17 protein-coding genes are annotated in these 18,145 nt (G+C 43.2%); 4 read left to right on the top strand and 13 right to left on the bottom strand.

Translation table 11 applies throughout. The annotated features are described in order from the left end of the window. Positions 1–14 precede the first annotated feature (14 nt). From efeB to AC787_RS21355, 5 genes are all read right to left on the bottom strand, one after another. Complete coding sequence (efeB, locus tag AC787_RS21380) at positions 15–1,322, bottom strand: iron uptake transporter deferrochelatase/peroxidase subunit (RefSeq protein ID WP_054026634.1); 1,308 nt, start codon at positions 1,320–1,322, stop codon at positions 15–17. Between the two features lie 4 nt (positions 1,323–1,326). After that, complete coding sequence (efeO, locus tag AC787_RS21375) at positions 1,327–2,184, bottom strand: iron uptake system protein EfeO (protein ID WP_054026633.1); 858 nt, start codon at positions 2,182–2,184, stop codon at positions 1,327–1,329. 159 nt (positions 2,185–2,343) lie between these two features. After that, positions 2,344–3,438, bottom strand: coding sequence for a glycosyl hydrolase family 18 protein (locus AC787_RS21370; protein ID WP_054026632.1), 1,095 nt, complete (start codon positions 3,436–3,438; stop codon positions 2,344–2,346). Positions 3,439–3,789: 351 nt separating this feature from the next. Beyond that, a complete protein-coding gene (locus tag AC787_RS21360) occupies positions 3,790–4,872 on the bottom strand; it encodes a Gfo/Idh/MocA family protein (RefSeq protein ID WP_054026630.1) in 1,083 nt (360 codons plus the stop codon). Between the two features lie 85 nt (positions 4,873–4,957). Continuing rightward, a complete protein-coding gene (locus tag AC787_RS21355) occupies positions 4,958–5,527 on the bottom strand; it encodes a hypothetical protein (protein WP_054026629.1) in 570 nt (189 codons plus the stop codon). Positions 5,528–5,901: 374 nt separating this feature from the next. Here AC787_RS21355 and AC787_RS21350 point away from each other — a divergent pair, with 374 nt between their 5' ends. Together AC787_RS21350 and AC787_RS21345 are read left to right on the top strand one after the other, a co-directional pair. After that, a complete protein-coding gene (locus AC787_RS21350) occupies positions 5,902–6,834 on the top strand; it encodes a hypothetical protein (RefSeq protein ID WP_054026628.1) in 933 nt (310 codons plus the stop codon). A 115-nt stretch (positions 6,835–6,949) separates the two neighbouring features. Continuing rightward, on the top strand, positions 6,950–7,192 hold the full coding sequence (locus AC787_RS21345; protein ID WP_063847553.1) for an NHLP leader peptide family RiPP precursor: 243 nt from the start codon (positions 6,950–6,952) through the stop codon (positions 7,190–7,192). A gap of 40 nt (positions 7,193–7,232) precedes the next feature. On the opposite strand, the gene AC787_RS21340 is transcribed toward AC787_RS21345, so the two are convergent. The 6 genes from AC787_RS21340 to AC787_RS21315 form a co-directional block, all read right to left on the bottom strand. Continuing rightward, positions 7,233–9,137: a sensor histidine kinase gene (locus AC787_RS21340; protein ID WP_082360899.1), complete on the bottom strand. Its 1,905-nt coding sequence runs from the start codon at positions 9,135–9,137 to the stop codon at positions 7,233–7,235. Between the two features lie 183 nt (positions 9,138–9,320). Next, positions 9,321–10,067 carry a hypothetical protein gene (locus tag AC787_RS21335; protein WP_054026625.1) on the bottom strand — a complete coding sequence of 249 codons (747 nt, stop codon included), beginning with the start codon at positions 10,065–10,067 and terminating at the stop codon, positions 9,321–9,323. Further along, positions 10,057–10,944 (bottom strand): ATP-binding cassette domain-containing protein, encoded by an 888-nt coding sequence (locus tag AC787_RS21330; protein ID WP_054026624.1) that lies wholly within the window; start codon positions 10,942–10,944, stop codon positions 10,057–10,059. Before AC787_RS21330 ends, AC787_RS21335 begins: the two co-directional genes overlap by 11 nt. Continuing rightward, positions 10,941–11,309 carry a GntR family transcriptional regulator gene (locus AC787_RS21325; protein WP_054026623.1) on the bottom strand — a complete coding sequence of 123 codons (369 nt, stop codon included), beginning with the start codon at positions 11,307–11,309 and terminating at the stop codon, positions 10,941–10,943. The genes AC787_RS21330 and AC787_RS21325 overlap by 4 nt, the downstream gene beginning before the upstream one ends. Before the next feature lie 218 nt (positions 11,310–11,527). Further along, positions 11,528–12,328, bottom strand: a complete 801-nt coding sequence (locus AC787_RS21320; protein ID WP_063847552.1) for an alpha/beta hydrolase — start codon at positions 12,326–12,328, stop codon at positions 11,528–11,530. Between the two features lie 14 nt (positions 12,329–12,342). Further along, complete coding sequence (locus AC787_RS21315) at positions 12,343–13,254, bottom strand: Gfo/Idh/MocA family protein (protein WP_054026622.1); 912 nt, start codon at positions 13,252–13,254, stop codon at positions 12,343–12,345. Between the two features lie 167 nt (positions 13,255–13,421). On the opposite strand from AC787_RS21315, the gene AC787_RS21310 reads away from it, so the two are divergent. Together AC787_RS21310 and AC787_RS21305 are read left to right on the top strand one after the other, a co-directional pair. After that, the gene (locus AC787_RS21310; RefSeq protein WP_054026621.1) at positions 13,422–14,387 is read left to right on the top strand and encodes an ATP-binding protein; all 966 of its coding nucleotides are present in this window, start codon (positions 13,422–13,424) and stop codon (positions 14,385–14,387) included. Between the two features lie 27 nt (positions 14,388–14,414). After that, positions 14,415–15,293: a tetratricopeptide repeat protein gene (locus AC787_RS21305; protein WP_054026620.1), complete on the top strand. Its 879-nt coding sequence runs from the start codon at positions 14,415–14,417 to the stop codon at positions 15,291–15,293. A gap of 46 nt (positions 15,294–15,339) precedes the next feature. Here the strand turns inward: AC787_RS21305 and AC787_RS21300 are convergent, their stop codons facing one another. Further along, positions 15,340–16,365: an S-layer homology domain-containing protein gene (locus AC787_RS21300; protein ID WP_054026619.1), complete on the bottom strand. Its 1,026-nt coding sequence runs from the start codon at positions 16,363–16,365 to the stop codon at positions 15,340–15,342. A 203-nt stretch (positions 16,366–16,568) separates the two neighbouring features. Further along, on the bottom strand, positions 16,569–18,011 hold the full coding sequence (locus AC787_RS21295) for a nicotinate phosphoribosyltransferase (RefSeq protein WP_054026618.1): 1,443 nt from the start codon (positions 18,009–18,011) through the stop codon (positions 16,569–16,571). Positions 18,012–18,145: the final 134 nt, after the last annotated feature.

Genomic DNA, 18,145 nt, shown 5'->3' with positions numbered 1-18,145 from the left:
ATTGCCTTATTTATTTAAAATAACGTTTCTCCGATATACCCGCCTTCACGCACACCGGGAAAACATGCAAACATCGCACTGCCCGTATGAACGACATACTCGTTCATAAGATCACTTTGCCCGAGCTTCGTCTGCATCGGGATAAACTGTTTACGTGAATCCCGGTTAAAACAAATAAACAACAACCCGGCATCCAATTGTCCAGTTTTATGATCGATTCCGCTCGAATACGAGTAGGAGCGGCGCAATATTTTTACCGAGCCATCTCCATGGGCTAGACGCACATGCGAATTCATCGGAAGCAAAGGCTTACCCTTCTCGTCCTTCTTCTCCAAATCGAGCTTATCGAACTCATGAGCTCCGCCAAGCGGGGCCCCGCTGTCCCGATGCCGCCCGAAAGTCGTCTCTTGATCCCCAAGCGTCGAACGATCCCACACCTCAATGCGTATCCGTATGCGCCTAACGACCATATAGCTGCCTTTATCCATCCATGGCGTGCCGTCAGCTGCTGCTGCCCATACAACCTTGTTCATTTCACCATCATCATTAACGTCTGGGTTGCCTGTTCCATCCTTAAAGCCCATCAGGTTGCGAGGCGTAGCACTCGCAGGATCAGCTCCGCTCGTACGCTGGAAGCCTTCCTGCGTCCATCGCAGTACCGCTTTCCCTCTAGCGATTCGAGCCAAGTTGCGTATCGCATGGAAGGCAATCTGCATATCATTGGCATTCACTTGAACCCCAACATCGCCCCCAGACCATTCTTCACGCAGCTCGTCACCTCCAAAAGCAGGCATATCTGCAAGCGCAGCCGGCTTCTTGCCAGCTAATCCATATCTGGCATCAAAGAAAGACGGCCCCACACCGAAAGTAATAGTCGTGCGTGAAGGCAATAGTCCTTCTGCTTCTCCAGTATCGGATGGCGGAAGGTTTAAATTGTCGTTGGCCTTACCGAGCATCTCACCACTTGTCATCGAAGCTGCAGCACTCGTCCACGCTTGAAATAACTTGCGCACCTCATCCAGCGTACTTGCTGTTAAATCAAAGGCAGCGAATAAGATAAAATCTTGTGCCGGCGTCGTGATGCCAGCCTGATTCTCTCCATAAAAGCTGACGATTTGGTCCTTATCTGCTTTGACTAGCTTCGAAGCAGGCTTAGCTGCACTACGCTCCTGCGTGGAAAACAATCCGCCAACTCCTGCTGCCCCAAGCAGCAGTCCTGCTCCACCAACGCCAGCCAGCCGCAGTAAATCTCTGCGGCTGATTTTTTTTGCATCTATTTTTGGATTGCTCTCACTTTGATTCGAATCAATAGGTTCCGTCATGTTGTTAAGCCTCCAATATCGTACCCATTTGAGAAAGCGGCTCGGCAAGCGCATCGATAAGCTGGCTAAGCTTCTTCGTATCTTCCTCTTTCAAATCTAAATAGGACACATAGCCATCACCTGATTTGTAAGCCGACAGCGCTTGCTCAAGATCAGCAAAACCTTTGCCGATTTGCTCATCTAGTGCAGCATCCTTTTTATTCAATTCAGCTTTAACCAGCTGATAAATCTTGTCTGCGCCTTCCACGTTAGCTGCAAAATCATACAGATCTGTATGAGAATAACGTTCTTCCTCACCCGTTACCTTCGAAGAGGATACTTCATTAAGCAGCTCTACCGCTCCAGTGACAAGCAGGCTTGGTTCAACCTCAACCGTCTCCATCAAGGCGCGAAGCAGCTTTACATCCTCCAATAAACGATCAGCATATTCGCCCATACCCTCGGTAGAGTTCTTCTCCCACAGCGCCTGTTCTATGCGGTGGAATCCACGCCAGTCCTTTTCCTCAACGTCATTCTCGCGTGCATCAATGTTCGGATCGAGATCGCCAAGCGCTTCAGCAATCGGCTCAATACGTTCAAAGTACATGCGCGTCGGTGCATACAGCTGTTTAGCTGCAGCAACATCGCCGCTTTTCACAGCTGTTACAAACTTCTCTGTTTCCAAAATAAATGTATCGGCCTGCTCAATCGTAAACTGACGGTAGCTATCCAAGATTGGAGCCCAAACTTCGTCCGAAACGGCAGCTTCGCCTGCTCCATTGCTTACCGCTTGTTTAGGATCATTCTTATCTGCACTATTTGAGCCGCACCCTGTAAAAACAACCGTACAAGCCAGTAAAAAGGTCATTAATTTAAACTTCATTATAATTGCTCCCTACTCCAATAAATTGGATCTGTTTTTGTCCTAAAATGAAGTATATTCGTTAATGATAATCATTGTCAATGGATTATTTCAGTACTAAAGAAAAGTGCTTCCGCAGCTGTTTTAATTAGCTTCGGAAGCACTTTATCATACCTTATTTTATTTTGTATGAAGCTTTAAGTTACTCAGTGAATCCATTTCGATTTCTCCGAGTCTCCATATTGCTGCCTTGCTATAACCGCTTCTCTTAGCGATGTCTAGCCACTGGGATATCGTTACTTGATCAGCATACCATACGGTATGCTTCATATTATCGGTTTCCGCATCTGTATATTCAAAGTACATGCTTCCACTCGCTTGATCACGCTGCGCAGTACTACCTGTCTGCTTTAACAACAGCGCCGCCCTCTCCTCGGTCAAAGCTTCGACCTTGCCATCCTCACGCCAATCAAAGCCGCCAACCGAGAAAGCCATATACGGCTTGCCAGGCAGTACTTCCATTCTGCTTGCCAATTGTTCAATAAAAGCTTTATCAGCATTCGGTCCTGGTCCGCTATGTGAGCCATATAAGTTGTAAGCCATCATAACATAGTCAGGGCCTTCCGGAAGCTTGAATTGTTCAATAGGCGCTCGTGGTTCCAATACAATACGAAGTGATTTTCCTTCTTTCTGCAAGCGAGCATAAAGCTCCGAATAGAAAAGCAGTACCCGCTCCCAATCTTGTTCCTCGACTCGCTCATAATTGATCTCAATACCGTTCACGCCAAATTGATCAACGGCTGCAAGCAATTCATCCACATGTTTCTTACGGCTCTTCTCAGAGGCGACTAACCGCGTGATTAAGCTTGAATCCTTTTGAATAGATTCACCGTTTTCATTGAATTGGTCGTTTACAATGGTCATATATATTTGCTGCTGTTCGTTCTTCTTATATACCTTCATGATTTCAGGCAACGCCTGCTGGAATTTATCCGTAAAATACAGACTATCCTTATAATCGAAATAGGCTGCAAACAGCTGCAAGCTCGTTAATTCACCTTTAATAATACTCAGGTCCTCTAAGCCCTGTTTCCATTGCCAATCCACAATCCATGCTGATAATACAGGTAGTGCGACGTCTGCAGTATGCTGCTTATTCCCATTAGACGAATGCTCCCCTTCCTTCGTGCGATCCATAAGGCTGAAAATAATGATAGCCGCGCCTATAAGCACCACAAGCAAACATGCTGCAATGAGAGCATTTCGTTTCGTCATCCATTTAAACTCCTCGATTAATTAAGTTCTGATTATGTTAGAACGTATTGATCGCCCAGTCGAATGACGCATTGATCGCGTTCTTCATACGACTAATCAACCATCGCACTCTTGTCAAATTATAAAGGCTATCACTACTTTTATTCAAGGTAAATCCCTCACGGTCAAAATGCATACCGAACATCGCTTTAATATTGTGATCGTTCACAAAATAAAAAAAAGACTCTATCACAATAATAGTGATTAGGAGTCTTCTATTTATATAATAATTTAAGCACAGGCTATGCGTCACTCCTGCATGTAATTGGTACCAATTTTGCATAGTGCTAATTGTCCTATTGGCGGTCAAGATCATTCAGTCATCCAGACTTGTCTTTCTGTATAAACCGTTTGTCCTGATGCCATCGCTTCCCCCATCAGTAAGGCCAAGTAGTGATCCTGTGCCGCTTCTGCCAGGCTATAGAAGGAAGCTCCCTGCCCAGAGGCGAGAAGACCCATTCGCAGCAAGCATGTCGCTATTGCAATCTCATCATCACTAAGCCTTGCGGGAGCAACTGGATTCTGGTACAACCATTCTCCATCCGCGATAACCCCGCGATGATAATAACCTTCCAAATTGCCGTGATGACCGGTGTCTACCCTGCGAAGCTCCATATGGATGGGCGTTGCGTAATCCTTTAAATAACTGACTTCCGAGTCTACAAGCTCACCTTTACTGCCTCTTACGAGCATGCGACTGCGCCGTATCCAAGAGAAATACTGATCTCCCGTAAAATCGTACACAGCCAGCTTATCGCCGAATCGGAGAGTTGCGATTCGCTGCACAGATTGAACCATTCGTTCTTCGAGCGGATCCCCTTGTCTGCTCGGCCCTTGCATGATCTTCGATTCGAATGTCTGTCCGATAATGCTTGCCTGCTCGAAGCCAACGCCAAGAAGCTGTCTAATTAAGCTAATCCCGTGATAATCATGAGCAGCTGATACCTGTGCTTGCGATATCTCACCAAGCTTCCCAGAGCGGGCGATCTGAATACGAGCGGCATGCATCGGTTGAAATAAATACTGTTCGGCCACTTGTACCATTGCATCCTTAGGCAGCGAATGATACAGTGCGGTTAATGCTTCCAAATCGGCCGCTGGAGGCGTCTCCGCAAGCACCGGAATTTGCCGTTCGGCTAACTCTTGGATAATAGTAGGAGCCGCTGTTCTCGGAACGGATACGACAGCGAAGCTGAAGTCCTTAGCCGCAGCCGTAAACTGATCCATATTGCGAACAGTCCGTATGCCCCATTTTGCCTCCAGCAGCCGCCCTTTCTCCTCGTCACGAACGAGTATCGTATGAATGTAGAATTTATCAGGCAGTGCTTTTGCAATACGTATGTAAAACTCTGCGCGCCAGCCTCCGCCGACTATTCCAAAGCTTATAACAGACATCGTTAACCAGCCTCCTTGCTGTGATCATTTTTTCGTCATGTTACCACTATAAAAAAGAAAAAGACCTCAACACGTGAGATCTTCTTTACGCCGTTCGGAAGGTTCCAGTTGCTTTTATTTCCTCTTGTACCCCTGTATAAGCGTGCAGCTTACCGTGGTAAACTAACTCTAGTAACGTTGTTTTCTCCAAATCAGCAGGCGTTACGAATAAGGAAGGTTTATTAACAAGATTCACGCCGCTTTCCTCAAAAACAGAGGCTACGAACTGCGAGCAAAAGTATGCGTATTCTCGTTTCATCTCAATATTAAGCATGATGCCAAACATGCCTAGCAGGTTGTATTTATACTGATCGCGATTTTTCTCCATGTAATGAATTTGATTTCTTATGTTTATATATGCACAATGGCTTATTGTACATCTATATAAAGCGCAGGTTGAATTCTCAAAAAAATCGCCCCGTACATCCTCTTTCACAAATCCAGCAAAAAACGGATTGTTCGGATTTTTTCTACCAAAGCTATATACTTCATTCAAATCCCTGTCAAATGCTATTGACGCGTGATTCAGCATATTTTTAGTGTACCATCTGATTGTCTTTGAGAATAGTGTTCCCGTATTCGTTAAGAGAACATAAATTTCAACATCTCTATTCATGCCATACTACCTCCACATTAAAGAACTTTCATCTAGGTATTAACTTTAATGCAGGAGCACTAAATTCTAAACCTGCTCAGGTAATAGATTCATCCCCGACCTTAGTCCAGTTCTATAAGCATAGCGTGACAGAGGTTCATCTACTAACTTCACCTATTTTGTTAATCTTAATCCATTTTACTGGATTTCCTCGTATTACTCAATACAGACTTCGGCTTTTTCTTCCTCATGCTTAAAAAAATGTTAAGATTTTCTTTTTTGAAAAATGATATAGTAGGAAAAGATTGACACCGTTCATATACTATTTATATGCATCAAATCGTTATTTAGTATAGTCGATTGCCTTATATCCCATCGCAGCGGAGGACATTTTCATGGAATGGTTTACCCGTTATATCCCACAGCTCGAGAGTATTTACGCCCAAGCAGAGGCTCGTATTGCGACTTTCCCAACACCGCTTGACAGCATTGGTCTCGTTTATGCACATAAGTTCAATCCCGTTAAGCAGGATAGCAATAAAGACTACATATGCAGCCTTCTACCCTTCTGGATGAAAGAGCCGAGTGAAATTAATGATTCACAATGTGAAGCGCTTGCATTAGCTAATGTATATGGAATGCTTTATTTTTTTATTCAGGATGATGTGATGGACAGCAAGCCTGCATCAAATTGGAAGGAACAGCTGGCGCTCGGCAACCTCCTTCTACTCGAAATGTTCCATGTATTCCGTGATCTGTTTCCATCCGATTCACCATTTTGGGGGTATTACGACCATTATGTAACGAACTGGGCCGAAAGTGTCACCAATGAGGATCGCGATAATTATTTTGTAAACAACCCTATTCGCACAGCTGGCAAAGCAGGTCCCGTCAAAATCGCAAGCACTGGCGCGCTCTTGTTAGCAGGGCGCTCGGAGCTCATTGAGAAGATGGAACTTGCAATTGATATCGTACTGATGACTCTTCAGATGTCTGACGACTACCAGGATTGGAAGGAAGATTTGGCTGAAGGCAGCTACAATGGCTTGCTTGCGATGATTGCTGCTAGTAGGACATCTGACGAGCCTTTAACTGAACAAGAGATTGAGAATGAGATCTTTATTCGGGGATGCCTGGGGCCTTATGTTCAGCTTGCTATGGATAATGAATATCGACTAAGCGACTTGGAAACAGGATCTAGTGAACTAGTAGCATTTCATCGTTATATACTAAATCATTTGAACCACGTTAATAAGACGATAGAATCAAACAAAAAGTTGCTGCTTGAGGGTGGATTTAACTACTTTTTATCTAAAATATCTATATAAAAGGTACAATAGAATCTATTAATTGTCGAATATTTGAAAATTTATATAGAATTTGTCGAAAGGGCATGATAGACTGAGTATGGTAAACTTATACATATTCGGAAGGGTGATTATTGTGTCCAATGAACAACCATTAAAAGATCAAATTATTCAAAAAGCTTGGGAAGATGCCGAATTCAAGAAACAACTTATCGCCAATCCGAAAGAAGCGGTAAAAGAAGCTTTCGGAATCGAAGTTCCGGATACAATCGAAGTAGAGGTTGTTGAAGAATCGGCAAATAAATTTTATTTGGTGCTTCCGGAAAATCCTAAAACTATGAAGAGCGTAGATCAAGTCGAAGCAGCAGCTTGGCAATAAAAGAAAATAGCGCTAATTGCTCTCATAAGAGCAGTTAGCGCTATTTGTTTGCTAATGGAATTTGAATAATAGCTTCAGTACCTACACCCTTCGTACTAATAAATTCAACCTTTCCTTGCATGACTTCAATTATCCGGAAAGTCACCATCAAGCCTAGTCCTGTTCCTTTTGTTTTCTTAGAATAGTAAGGCTCACCCAGCTTTTTCAGATCAGCTTCATTCATCCCCTCGCCATTGTCTTTAATACAAATGACAACGTTTTGAGATTCATCTTGATAAGCTCGTATGATAATAGCCCCTTCTTTATGTAAAGCTTCTATGCTATTTTTAATAATGTTGATAAGCGCTTGTTTGAACTTAGATGAATTACCACGAACATATAAATCAGATGCTAAATCAACCTTAATGACTCCGCCCTGCATCGTTGCTAGTGGCACTAGTATTGCTTCTATCTTCTTAATCTCTTCAGCTATATTCAGAAGTGTCGTATGTTCAAGCTGAGGTTTAGCAAACGTCAAAAAATCCGTTATAATATCTGAAGCTCGGTCTAGCTCATCGATGGCTAGCACCATATAGCCCTTTTCTTTATCGTTCGTCGATTTTTCTCCTAGCAACTGAAGAAAACCTCTTGTCACCTGAAGCGGATTACGAACCTCATGTGCTACTGAAGCAGCCAATTGACTGATGATTTCCATTTTTTCGGATCGTTGCAGTTCATTATTAAAAACCTCAAGCTGCTTCGAGTAGCTAACAACCTGTTCATAATTTTGCAATATTCTTCTAGCTAAAATTATAATTAATGCAGCAATAAAACTAAAAATACCCCATTTCCATAAAAACAAGTCATAGTTCATACCTTTTATAAAATACCATATTACTTCTAATACGCCGATTCCCGCAAAAACGCAAAAACCTATTGTTATAATGATTGCTTCTTTATTTTTTTGCAAACAAAGCCTGATCAGATATACAATTAATAGCCCGTTTCCTATGAGAATTATTCCACTAAATGACATGGTTGTAAATGCTATATAAAAGTATGAAATTTTCTTTGCAATTAGTAAGGAAAGGGACCACCCAATTAACACTGTTGACACTATCACTAACAATTTTCTAAATCGAGTAATCAACCCAAAAGGACCTTTCCCGAATATCTTCTCAAAAAAGAAAAAAACCGAAGGCATTAATAAATTTGAACCGATATCAAACATGAAGTAAATAATAAACCCATATTCCTTATAAACCATATGCAAATAGGGAGATAAAGAGAGAATCATTAATCCAATTGAAAAAATGATGATACAAAGTGAGTTTAGACCGTCTAAATAAGATTTATTTAGGAAAATAAAACACAACAGCATAGCTAGCGAAATAATTAATAAAGATGCACCAATAAAGACGTCAAACATCTCTTTTTTCATAAAAAGCATGCTGAGAGACTGCTCTTCACCAACAATTATTGGTTTCTTCAGACCTAACCAATCTGAATCCGTATGTAAAAGAATATAAACCATGTGATTTGCTTCAGTACCCGTTGTAGACAAAATAATCTCGTTTTTATTGAAAGGATAATTTCGTTTAGACTCATAAACGAGCTTGTTATCAATAAATATTGATACATCTTTGGCAGTAAGCTTGTTAATCAATAATGCTGGCCTTGCTAAATCATAGTCAGGAAGCTGAAACCTGAGCCATGCTGATTGAATATTTGCCGGTTTCACTGGTAAAGTATCACCATAAGAAAAAGGCTGCCACTCACTTGCTCTCGAGTCTGATGCAGCGTCTTGAACAGTGCTGGATGGATCTGCTTCCCACATCATCTCCCAGTCTGTAATTTCTGTGTTTGGTGCATTCGATATGGCATAAGAAGCCGTAGCAGAAAAAGGCGTGACAATGAAGAGTAAAAAAATGAAGATCATCAAAAATTTACGTTGTACTTTCATCATGCACCTCAAAAACTCGATTATGTAAACGCTAATATCATACTATATTTCGACAATGTTCGATATCCCCCTTTCTAAAATTTGCCTGTTGACAAAAAAATTAAACCATTTTATTGTAAGCAGCTGAAAAGAAAAAGCCGCTCCCTCAGATCATGATGATCTTTGGAAACAGCTTTAAACTTACGCTTAAAATAACTTTTTCTTAATGGCTACACGGCGAAGCATCAAATAGTTCAGTGCCACGATGCATGCCATCACAAGAAGCGCAAAGATTACGACTACTGCTAGCGAGGTGCGCTCTACCCCCAATACAGATTGCAAGAGATTGCCAATCCAATCAGACGATAATACAACCTCCATCGCCATCCCTGGCAGTATAGAAACAACTGAAATCAGTACTCCTATTTTCCAATTAAACCGATAAAATCCGGAACCTATAAGCCATCCGCTGCCAAAGTAAGCAAAGAACAAGCAAAAATATTCAATAAAGATCAAGCCCCACTCTGAAGAAGAGGAAAATAAGTGCGGATTTTTCAGCTCTAGTGTCCAATTATTTTTGTCATATATGAACTGCTCGACGGGATAACCTATCGTTAACATAATGGAAAATATAGCTGAGATCATGACGAGTACTAAACTCACCCCGCCTATAAAATGTCTTCGCGTCACTCCGCTGGAAACAAAACTTGCAAGCGACATAGGGGTCAGCAGAATGCCAATGACAAGCAGAAATATTCTCGGAGAAATGGTTGTGCTTTCCCAAATTTCTTGGCCTTCGAAATCAGAGCCTACGATAGCTTCGGAATTCGTTAACACCCCAATACCAATATAAATCAGAATAAAAATGATCCAATACAAGATAATCGTCCAGCGATAGCTGTACATAATATGCTGTGCAACATTAAGCACGGGATGTTTTCTTTTATCGCTCATTGTTCATCCCCCCTTTCTTGGTCAAATGAACGAACAAATCTTGCAGAGATACAGGACCAAGCTCCAGCCCTGCTGCAAGCGCCTGCTTGCGCTTGGCATCTGTGAGATCGCCGAATACGGTGATCGACTTCGTTTTGCCAAGCTGCTGCTCCCCAAGCACCGTCAATCCTTCAGCAACACGATCCACACTCTCGCTTGAACCGGTAATAGATGAGCCGCGCGCCCTCAGCATCTCTGTTTCCTCATGCATGATCAGACGACCCTTATCCAGAATAAGCACCTCTTCAAACAAATTGCCTACTTCCTCAATTAAATGCGTAGATAAAATGAATGTACGAGGCGTTTCCATATAATCATTAAGGAGCTCATCATAAAAGGTATAGCGAGACGGAGCGTCCATGCCTAGATATGCCTCATCAAAAATCGTAACCGGAGCTCGGCTGGCAAGGCCAATTGTCACGCCAAGGGCCGACTTCATTCCACGCGAAAGCGAAGATATACGTTTCTTAATCGGTAGTTCATAATGTCCAATGAGACGCTCTGCATATTTTGCATCCCAATTGGGCCAGCAGCTAGCCGAAAGCTTCAATACATCACGAACGGATAAAGTGTCCGGCATATGGCCGCTTTCTTGGATGAAGCAGACTTGCGCCATGATGCGAGCATTCTCGAAGGGAGCTTCACCATCTATGGCTACTTCGCCACCTGATTGCTGACAATAGGAGGCTAAGATCGATAATAGACTTGTTTTGCCTGAGCCATTCCTTCCGAGCAAACCGTATATTTTGCCACCCTCGAGCTTGAACGAAATATTGTGAAGCGCTGTAAATGATCCATATCGCTGCTCCAATTGGTTCACTTCAATACTTAGCGTCATTCTTGAGTCCTCCCTTTTACTTGTTCGATGCGACCAATGATATCCGCAAGGGGTACGCCGATCTTCTCTGCTTCCGCAAGCATTTGATCAACAACCTCTTCGAAAAAACGGTCTCTGCGCTGTGCCAGCAGCATTTGCCTCGCCTCACCATTCACAAACATGCCGATTCCCCTTTTCTTATACAAAATGCCTTCCTCCGTCAATAAATGAAAGCCTTTCGCTGCTGTAGCAGGGTTTATACGATAGAACGCAGCATATTGGTTTGTAGACATGACCTGCTCATCTTCTTGCAAAATGCCGCTTATGATGTCGTCTTTAATTTTGTCTGCAATTTGTTGGTATATGGGACTTCGATCATCAAACACGTCATCACCCCTTCAGGTTACATGGTTCATTAGTTATGCAACTAACCATACAACCATAATCAATTAATGTCAAGGCTATTTCATCAAAGCATGTCTCTTCAAACTTTTTGACCAAAGGATCAGAACAAAAAAAAGCTGCCTCCGGTCATTGACCCGTGAGACAGCTTCTTGTCCTATTATGATAAGCATTACTCTCGTCCAAGCTTCTGGACAATCTGTTATTTTGTTGCTTGAATTCCTTTCATCCATCCGATCAGCTCACTGCTTACTTGTTCCAGCTGCTCCTCTGGCTTGATGCTTGCTGGTCGATCCCCTTTTTGCGTGCCATAGGAACCAAATTGACCATGATTCCCTCCTTCAATGGTGACATACTGCGTCGAGCTAGGCATATACCGCTTTCCTTTGCCCCAAGCCTCCCAGTTCAGCACACCATCATTAGACGCCGTGACTTGCAATACTGGCAGCTTAGCATCTTCAAGACTTCCAGCTTTTTCTGCATAGGCTGCAAGGAAGAAGATGCCATCGATTTGCTCCAAATGTTCCGCAGCATATCGTGAAGCAAAAACACCGCCCATCGAGTGGCCGCCTATAACGAAGCTCTCCTCTGGATGCTCGGCAATAAAATCATCCGCTTTGTTTTGCCCCATTAAAGCAAGATTGAGCGGCATGGTTGCAATGTATACGCGGTGGCCTGCACCTGCAAGCTTGCGAGCTAGAGGCGCGTAGCTCTTAGGATCTACCAACCCGCCTGGATAAAAAATAACATTAGGCTGAACAATATTTTTTTCTCCAGCAGTCGGTTCAAATCGGTATCCTGCTTGTCCAATGCTGACCGTAACTTGTTCATCGCTCTTCATAGCAGATTTGGCTGCAGCAGATGGTGAATAAACCATCATCTGATACGCGATGGCCAGCAACAATAATAAGACCAAAACAATGGCTATCGTCCATATAAGCATCTTTTTTTTGCGTGCTTGCTTCGGTTTAGGCAATGCCTTTGCCTTTGAATCGTGACTCATGTCGTGCACTCCCTTTATTCCAGCATCCTCATTAGCAGCTGTTGAGATTTCAAAGCTTCTTCACCATTCACGACTGGACGCTTATCCTCTACGATACATTGAATGAAGTGAAAAACAGCATCCTCGAAGCCGCGTTGTTTCAGAATCGTTTGCCAAGAAGGTGGCAAAGTATTTGTAATCATATCGTCTCGCTCTACTTCGAGCAAGCTCATATTTTTCACACGAATGATTTCGCCTGCGGAAACGATTTCAAGCTGCTCCAAGCTCGTTCCGGCATTGCGATGCATCGCAGTCGATAAAGTAAAGCCACCTGAGGTGTTATAATGATGCTGCGCATAAAGCAGCTGATTATGCTCGTTGACATTGACGATGCCGTTCATCACACCCATATTCCCATCTGCAAGCCAGCGCGCTGTATCAACCACATGCAAATAATCATCCAACATCGTAAAATCTACCGTTTGCGGACCCACTGCATTTGTTCGATGTTTCTCCATTCGAATCCATGCCGTGTCCTTCATTCGCTGTTTCGCTTCTATGTATAACGGAGAAAAGCGACGATTAAAGCCAACCATTAGCTTCCTGCCGAGCTTTTCGCTAAGCTCCGCAAGCTGCTCTGCCTCATGCAGTGTGGCTGCAAGCGGCTTATCCACATATACGTCCTTACCCTGTTTGAACAGAGTTGACACTACCTCATAATGAGTGTCTGTAGCGCTATGTACAAATACGGCATCGCAGCTGCCAGCAAGCTCGAGCAAGCTTCCATATGATGCAATACGATACTGCTCACAAATTGCCGTACGTTTCTCCGCGTTAGGTGAAAACGCCCCAACGAATGTCCAATCAGTGGCTTTTGACAACAGAGGCAGATACGCCTTCTGTGCAATTCCTCCAAGTCCAACCATACCGATACGCGGTTTAGTCATTTTCAAGCACCCCTTCATAAGTTTCATTATTAACAGGATAACATCATACTAGTAGCAAATAATACGCGAGAAGCTTTACTCTATTATATTTCTGTACAAAAACACCCTCTAATCTCTCGAAATTTGGTACACTATTAGCAAAATTGTTATAAAAAAGGATGATGACGATGTCCGATTATAATGACCGCGATGATCTTGCAGATCGACGGCGCAGTAAGCTGAAGGTGCTTCGCTTTGATAATAACGGCAAAGATTTAGTTGAATCCGAGAAACCGGATGAAACATTTGCGGACGTTGGCGGGCTTGAGGACGTTAAGAAAAAAATTCGTATGAACTTCATTTTGCCGCTGAAGCAGCCTGAGCTATTTGCAGCCTATGGCAAGGAAGCTGGCGGAAGCCTTCTGCTGTACGGACCTCCCGGCTGCGGCAAAACATTTCTGGCAAGAGCTGTTGCTGGTGAAATCGATGCAAATTTCATGCATATCGAGCTGCAGGCTATTCTGGGCATGTATGTCGGTCAAAGTGAGAACAATCTGCATGATATTTTTGAGAAAGCTCGGGAAAACAAACCGTGCGTCATCTTTATCGATGAACTTGACGCGATGGGCGGCAGCCGCAATCAGATGCGTCAGCATCATGACCGCATACTCGTCAATCAGCTTTTGATGGAGCTGGATGGGCTCCGTACGTTCAATGATCAAGTATTTGTCATCGGCGCGACGAATACGCCTTGGTACCTTGACTCGGCGCTGCGCAGGCCAGGCCGATTTAATCATATGATTTTTGTACCGCCGCCTGAAGAAACAGAGCGTACAACGATCTTGCAGCTAAAGCTTGCAGGAAAACCGCTTTCCTCACTTGATTTAAGTAAAATCTCGAAGGAAACGAAACATTTCTCAGGTGCGGATTTGGAGCAAATCGTGAAGGATGCCGTTGAAAGTGCGCTGGAGCGTACACTCGAAATTGGAGAAATTCAGCCCATATCCCAGGAGGATTTGAAGAAAGCATCGAAAAATAGGAAGGCCACGACACTGGATTGGTTTGCCACAGCCAAAAACTATGCTACGTTCAGCGATATCAATCAGGACTATCAAATCGTTCTGGAATATATGAAACAAAGCGGTTTGAAATAATTCCTATATAGCGAGGTAACCATAGTTATGATTGAAGTAGAAGAAGAAATGAGCAATAAACGATACGAGAGAATACAGCAGCTTGCGGGTTGGAAGAAATACAAAGAAGCCTCTGTCGAGGCCCTTGCGCTAATTCAGGATACACCAGAAGATCCCTATGCTTATGCACTGCTCGGGCAAGTTAATCTGCTTATGGATAATCTTGATCAGGCCCTTCATTGGTCGGAGCAATCCCTACAGCGCGACCCAGAAAATGAATTAGCCTGGTTCGTTCGCAGCAATGCGTATTATACGATGGAAAACTGGAAGGAAGCCTCGAAATCGATTGCAGAAGGACAGCGAATCGATCCCTATGAACCGCATTATTTTTTCTTGCTCGCTAATATATCGAATAAAGTAAGACGGTATGAAGAAGCCAAAGATTTACTATTGAAGGGACTTGAAATTTCTCCTGAAAATTCGTTATATCTCGCTAATTTAAGCTATAACGAAGCGCTGCTGAATCATTTTGCCGAATCAAAGCTTTTAGCTAACAAGGCTTTACGGCTTGATGTTGAGTCAGATATGGTTTACTTATATTTGGCATGGTCAGCGGAAAGACGGAACGACTACGACGACTATCTACTCATGCTCAAGAATGCCATCAGACTAGACCCTGAAGACAAGCAAATTCGCCAAGAGTTTCTCGAAGGTCTACAGAAAAATTATAAATTCTATCGTTTTATGCTCTTGCCCGGGAATCTATTGAAGAAGCTAAAGCCTTGGCAGATTCTTCTCTGTTGGATTGTGTTATGGATCGTATTTAGACCACTCGTTATTTTATTTATCATTCTCTATGTCGCCACACACTGGATAACAAGGTTGCTCGTGCATGTAAAAGTGTTTGGCTGGAAAAGAAGAAGGTGAGCAGCATGTGCTCACCTTCTTCTTTTATTATAGGCACGCTTAGATGTTATTCAAGCACGGAATCCAAACGCATTATAGTCATATAAGCTTGTTGTCGTGTATATGTTCCCTTCGGGCTAAACATATTATTTCCAGTGCCCTTCATAACATCATACATCGATACGAAATCAACGCTTAGCATAGCCCAGCTAGCTATACTGCTGTTGTCAGCAAATACCGAAACATCCGCCGCAACTTCATAACCAAGCACCTCTGCCGTGTTCGCGAGCATGACGGCTGCCTCTTGCCTTGTGATGCTGCCGCTTGGATCAAACTTGCCGTTTCCTTTACCGTTTACGATACCCATCAGATTAGCGGCAATTACTTCCTTAACCTTTGTATCCGTGAATGGATTATCACTGAGGCTGACCTCATTTTCCAATAAAATGTCGTCAATCGTTTGACCCGTTTTAACTTCGAGCAATCTAATAATAATTTTCGCAAAATCTGCACGCGTTATTTGTTTTTTGTAGTTGTTTTGCATCTCCGTCGGTACAAGCCCAGCAGCAATAGCTGCGTCTACTTCCTCCTTCGCCCAAGCATCGGGCTGCTCACCTGTAGCTGCACCCTTATCAATTTTGAAGAAGTAGCTTGTCATGTCACCGGTTGCTTCATCCCAAATAAATAATTCATAATAAGGAACGCCAAATTCAAAAGTTACAGTTCCCGTCGTATTCGCAGCTAGTTCACTGATTAGCTCTTTTTTGCCGTTTATCGTCCAAGGTACTGGTTCTGAAACCAACATCCCTTTATCCAATTTATAGCCTAACACAACTACGCTAGTGTTAACCTTCGCTGTGTAACTTAAGACTGCATTTTCTGGAACGAGTGTTGAAGTAACCACTTCATCCTCATAAATTTCTCCCAAATCATTGAACGTCAGCGATTCCGTTACATCGCCAAATTTCTTCGATAACGAATACGTATACTTATCCTTCGAAACTTCAGAAGCAGCAGCCACCGGCATCACGAAAGAAAATAGCATTAAACATGCTGTCATCCATATAAGTATCGTTTTTTTACCTTTCTTCATATCCTTACCTCCAAATTATGTTGTTTTGCTACTGCTACTATTTCCACAATATAGTTGAAATCTCCTTTATTTTCGACAAATCTCCTCAATCATAATGTTAGTCATTAAGATTTGGCTGCTATAAACAGAAAAAGACATTTGTGCACGAGAGTGCAACAAATGTCCTTTATTAATAAATAGCACCCTATTTTCTATGAAGGCAGCTACTGCTGATGCTTCTGTATCATTTCCCGCTTCAACTCCCACGTTGCTTCACTTAAATTAACGCGGTACGCTTCCGCATTGAGCTTACGCAAATATTGCGGCCAAAATAGTTCAAACTGTCCCTTATGATAGCTTCGAATTTGATCTAAGCTCGGCAAGTCATACACCAACTCGCCTTCCATAAAAATCGGCTTTAATAACGTTATCGCTTCATAGTGAGTAATAAATTTATGAATGTAAGAATGAACGGGGTCAAACAGTTTTATTCGCTCTCCCCTTTTCACATGCTGCTCATCCCTCAGCGTAATATAATCCGCCTCTGCTTTTCCAGTCGATGTGTTAATGATGCGGTACAGCTCCTTGAAGCCTGGAGTCGATACCTTATCGGGATTAGCCGAAATTTTGATAACCGGCTCATAGCTGCCGTTTTTCTCGCGCGCGACAAGCTTGTACACACCGCCGAGTGAAGGCTGGTCCGCTGCGGTAATTAGCTTCGTTCCGATACCCCATACGTCAATCTGTGCGCCCTGCGACTTGAGGTTAGAAATAATGACTTCGTCCAAGTCACTGGATGCAACGATCTTCACATAAGGCAGTCCAGCTTCATCCAGCATTTTTCGTGCCATTTGTGATAAATACGCTAGATCGCCACTATCAAGCCGAATCGCATTCATCCGTTTGCCTTGGCTCTCTAGCATATGGGCGATCTTAATTGCGTTAGGCACACCGCTTTTTAGCGTGTTATATGTATCAACAAGCAGCGTCACAAAGTCGGGCAACGACTCCGCATACGCACGAAATGCTTCTTCCTCCGTGTCATGGCCCTGCACCCAAGAATGTGCATGCGTTCCTTTGGCAGGAATGCCGAACAGCATGCCAGCTCGCATATTCGACGTCGCATGGAAGCCCGCAATATAAGTAGCCCTTGCTCCCCATACAGCAGCATCCGCCTCTTGCGCACGCCTTGTTCCGAACTCAAGCAGCACGTCATCTGGGGCAACTTGCTTAATTCGAGCAGCCTTCGTCGCAATCAACGTCTGGTAGTTCATCATGTTGAGAATAGCTGTTTCTATAAGCTGTGCTTCAAATACACGTGCCTCAACACAGAACAGCGGTTCATTCGCAAAGACAAGCGTTCCTTCCTCTACCGAATATATATTTCCTGTGAACCGAAAGCTGCGCAGCTCATCAAGAAACTCCTCTTTGTAGTTTTCTTCCTGTGTACGCAAATATGTAATTTCTTCTTCTCCGAATTGAAGAGATTGGATATATTCCACGATTCTCTCCAAACCTGCGAATACTGCAAATCCGTTATTGAAGGGAAGCTTGCGGAAATAGGCCTCAAATACCACCTTCTCATCTTTGCTCCCTTGCAGCCAATGCGCGTACATCATATTGATTTGGTACTTATCCGTATGAAGTGTCAAATTTGTATAACTCATCCCATTAACTCCCTTCCATAGTACTCTTTCCAATACTTATTCCTTTAACTCTGGAAAACAAAAAAAGCGCCGTTGAGATCGAATGACTCCGCTCAATAACGCAACATATTTTTTACTACGGTGCTCATATATCC

Origin of the sequence: Bacillus sp. FJAT-28004, from assembly GCF_001280845.1 — a bacterium.
In the GTDB taxonomy this organism is placed as follows: domain Bacteria; phylum Bacillota; class Bacilli; order Paenibacillales; family Paenibacillaceae; genus Pristimantibacillus.
This window is presented reverse-complemented; position numbering and strand designations above follow the sequence as displayed.

Bases quoted from the DNA above. Each gene is read 5' to 3' on its own strand.
- efeB (WP_054026634.1), bottom strand. From the start codon at position 1,322: ATGACGGAACCTATTGATTCGAATCAAAGTGAGAGCAATCCAAAAATA.
- efeO (WP_054026633.1), bottom strand. From the start codon at position 2,184: ATGAAGTTTAAATTAATGACCTTTTTACTGGCTTGTACGGTTGTTTTT.
- AC787_RS21370 (WP_054026632.1), bottom strand. From the start codon at position 3,438: ATGACGAAACGAAATGCTCTCATTGCAGCATGTTTGCTTGTGGTGCTT.
- AC787_RS21360 (WP_054026630.1), bottom strand. From the start codon at position 4,872: ATGTCTGTTATAAGCTTTGGAATAGTCGGCGGAGGCTGGCGCGCAGAG.
- AC787_RS21355 (WP_054026629.1), bottom strand. From the start codon at position 5,527: ATGAATAGAGATGTTGAAATTTATGTTCTCTTAACGAATACGGGAACA.
- AC787_RS21350 (WP_054026628.1), top strand. From the start codon at position 5,902: ATGGAATGGTTTACCCGTTATATCCCACAGCTCGAGAGTATTTACGCC.
- AC787_RS21340 (WP_082360899.1), bottom strand. From the start codon at position 9,137: ATGATGAAAGTACAACGTAAATTTTTGATGATCTTCATTTTTTTACTC.
- AC787_RS21335 (WP_054026625.1), bottom strand. From the start codon at position 10,067: ATGAGCGATAAAAGAAAACATCCCGTGCTTAATGTTGCACAGCATATT.
- AC787_RS21330 (WP_054026624.1), bottom strand. From the start codon at position 10,944: ATGACGCTAAGTATTGAAGTGAACCAATTGGAGCAGCGATATGGATCA.
- AC787_RS21320 (WP_063847552.1), bottom strand. From the start codon at position 12,328: ATGAGTCACGATTCAAAGGCAAAGGCATTGCCTAAACCGAAGCAAGCA.
- AC787_RS21315 (WP_054026622.1), bottom strand. From the start codon at position 13,254: ATGACTAAACCGCGTATCGGTATGGTTGGACTTGGAGGAATTGCACAG.
- AC787_RS21310 (WP_054026621.1), top strand. From the start codon at position 13,422: ATGTCCGATTATAATGACCGCGATGATCTTGCAGATCGACGGCGCAGT.
- AC787_RS21305 (WP_054026620.1), top strand. From the start codon at position 14,415: ATGATTGAAGTAGAAGAAGAAATGAGCAATAAACGATACGAGAGAATA.
- AC787_RS21300 (WP_054026619.1), bottom strand. From the start codon at position 16,365: ATGAAGAAAGGTAAAAAAACGATACTTATATGGATGACAGCATGTTTA.
- AC787_RS21295 (WP_054026618.1), bottom strand. From the start codon at position 18,011: ATGAGTTATACAAATTTGACACTTCATACGGATAAGTACCAAATCAAT.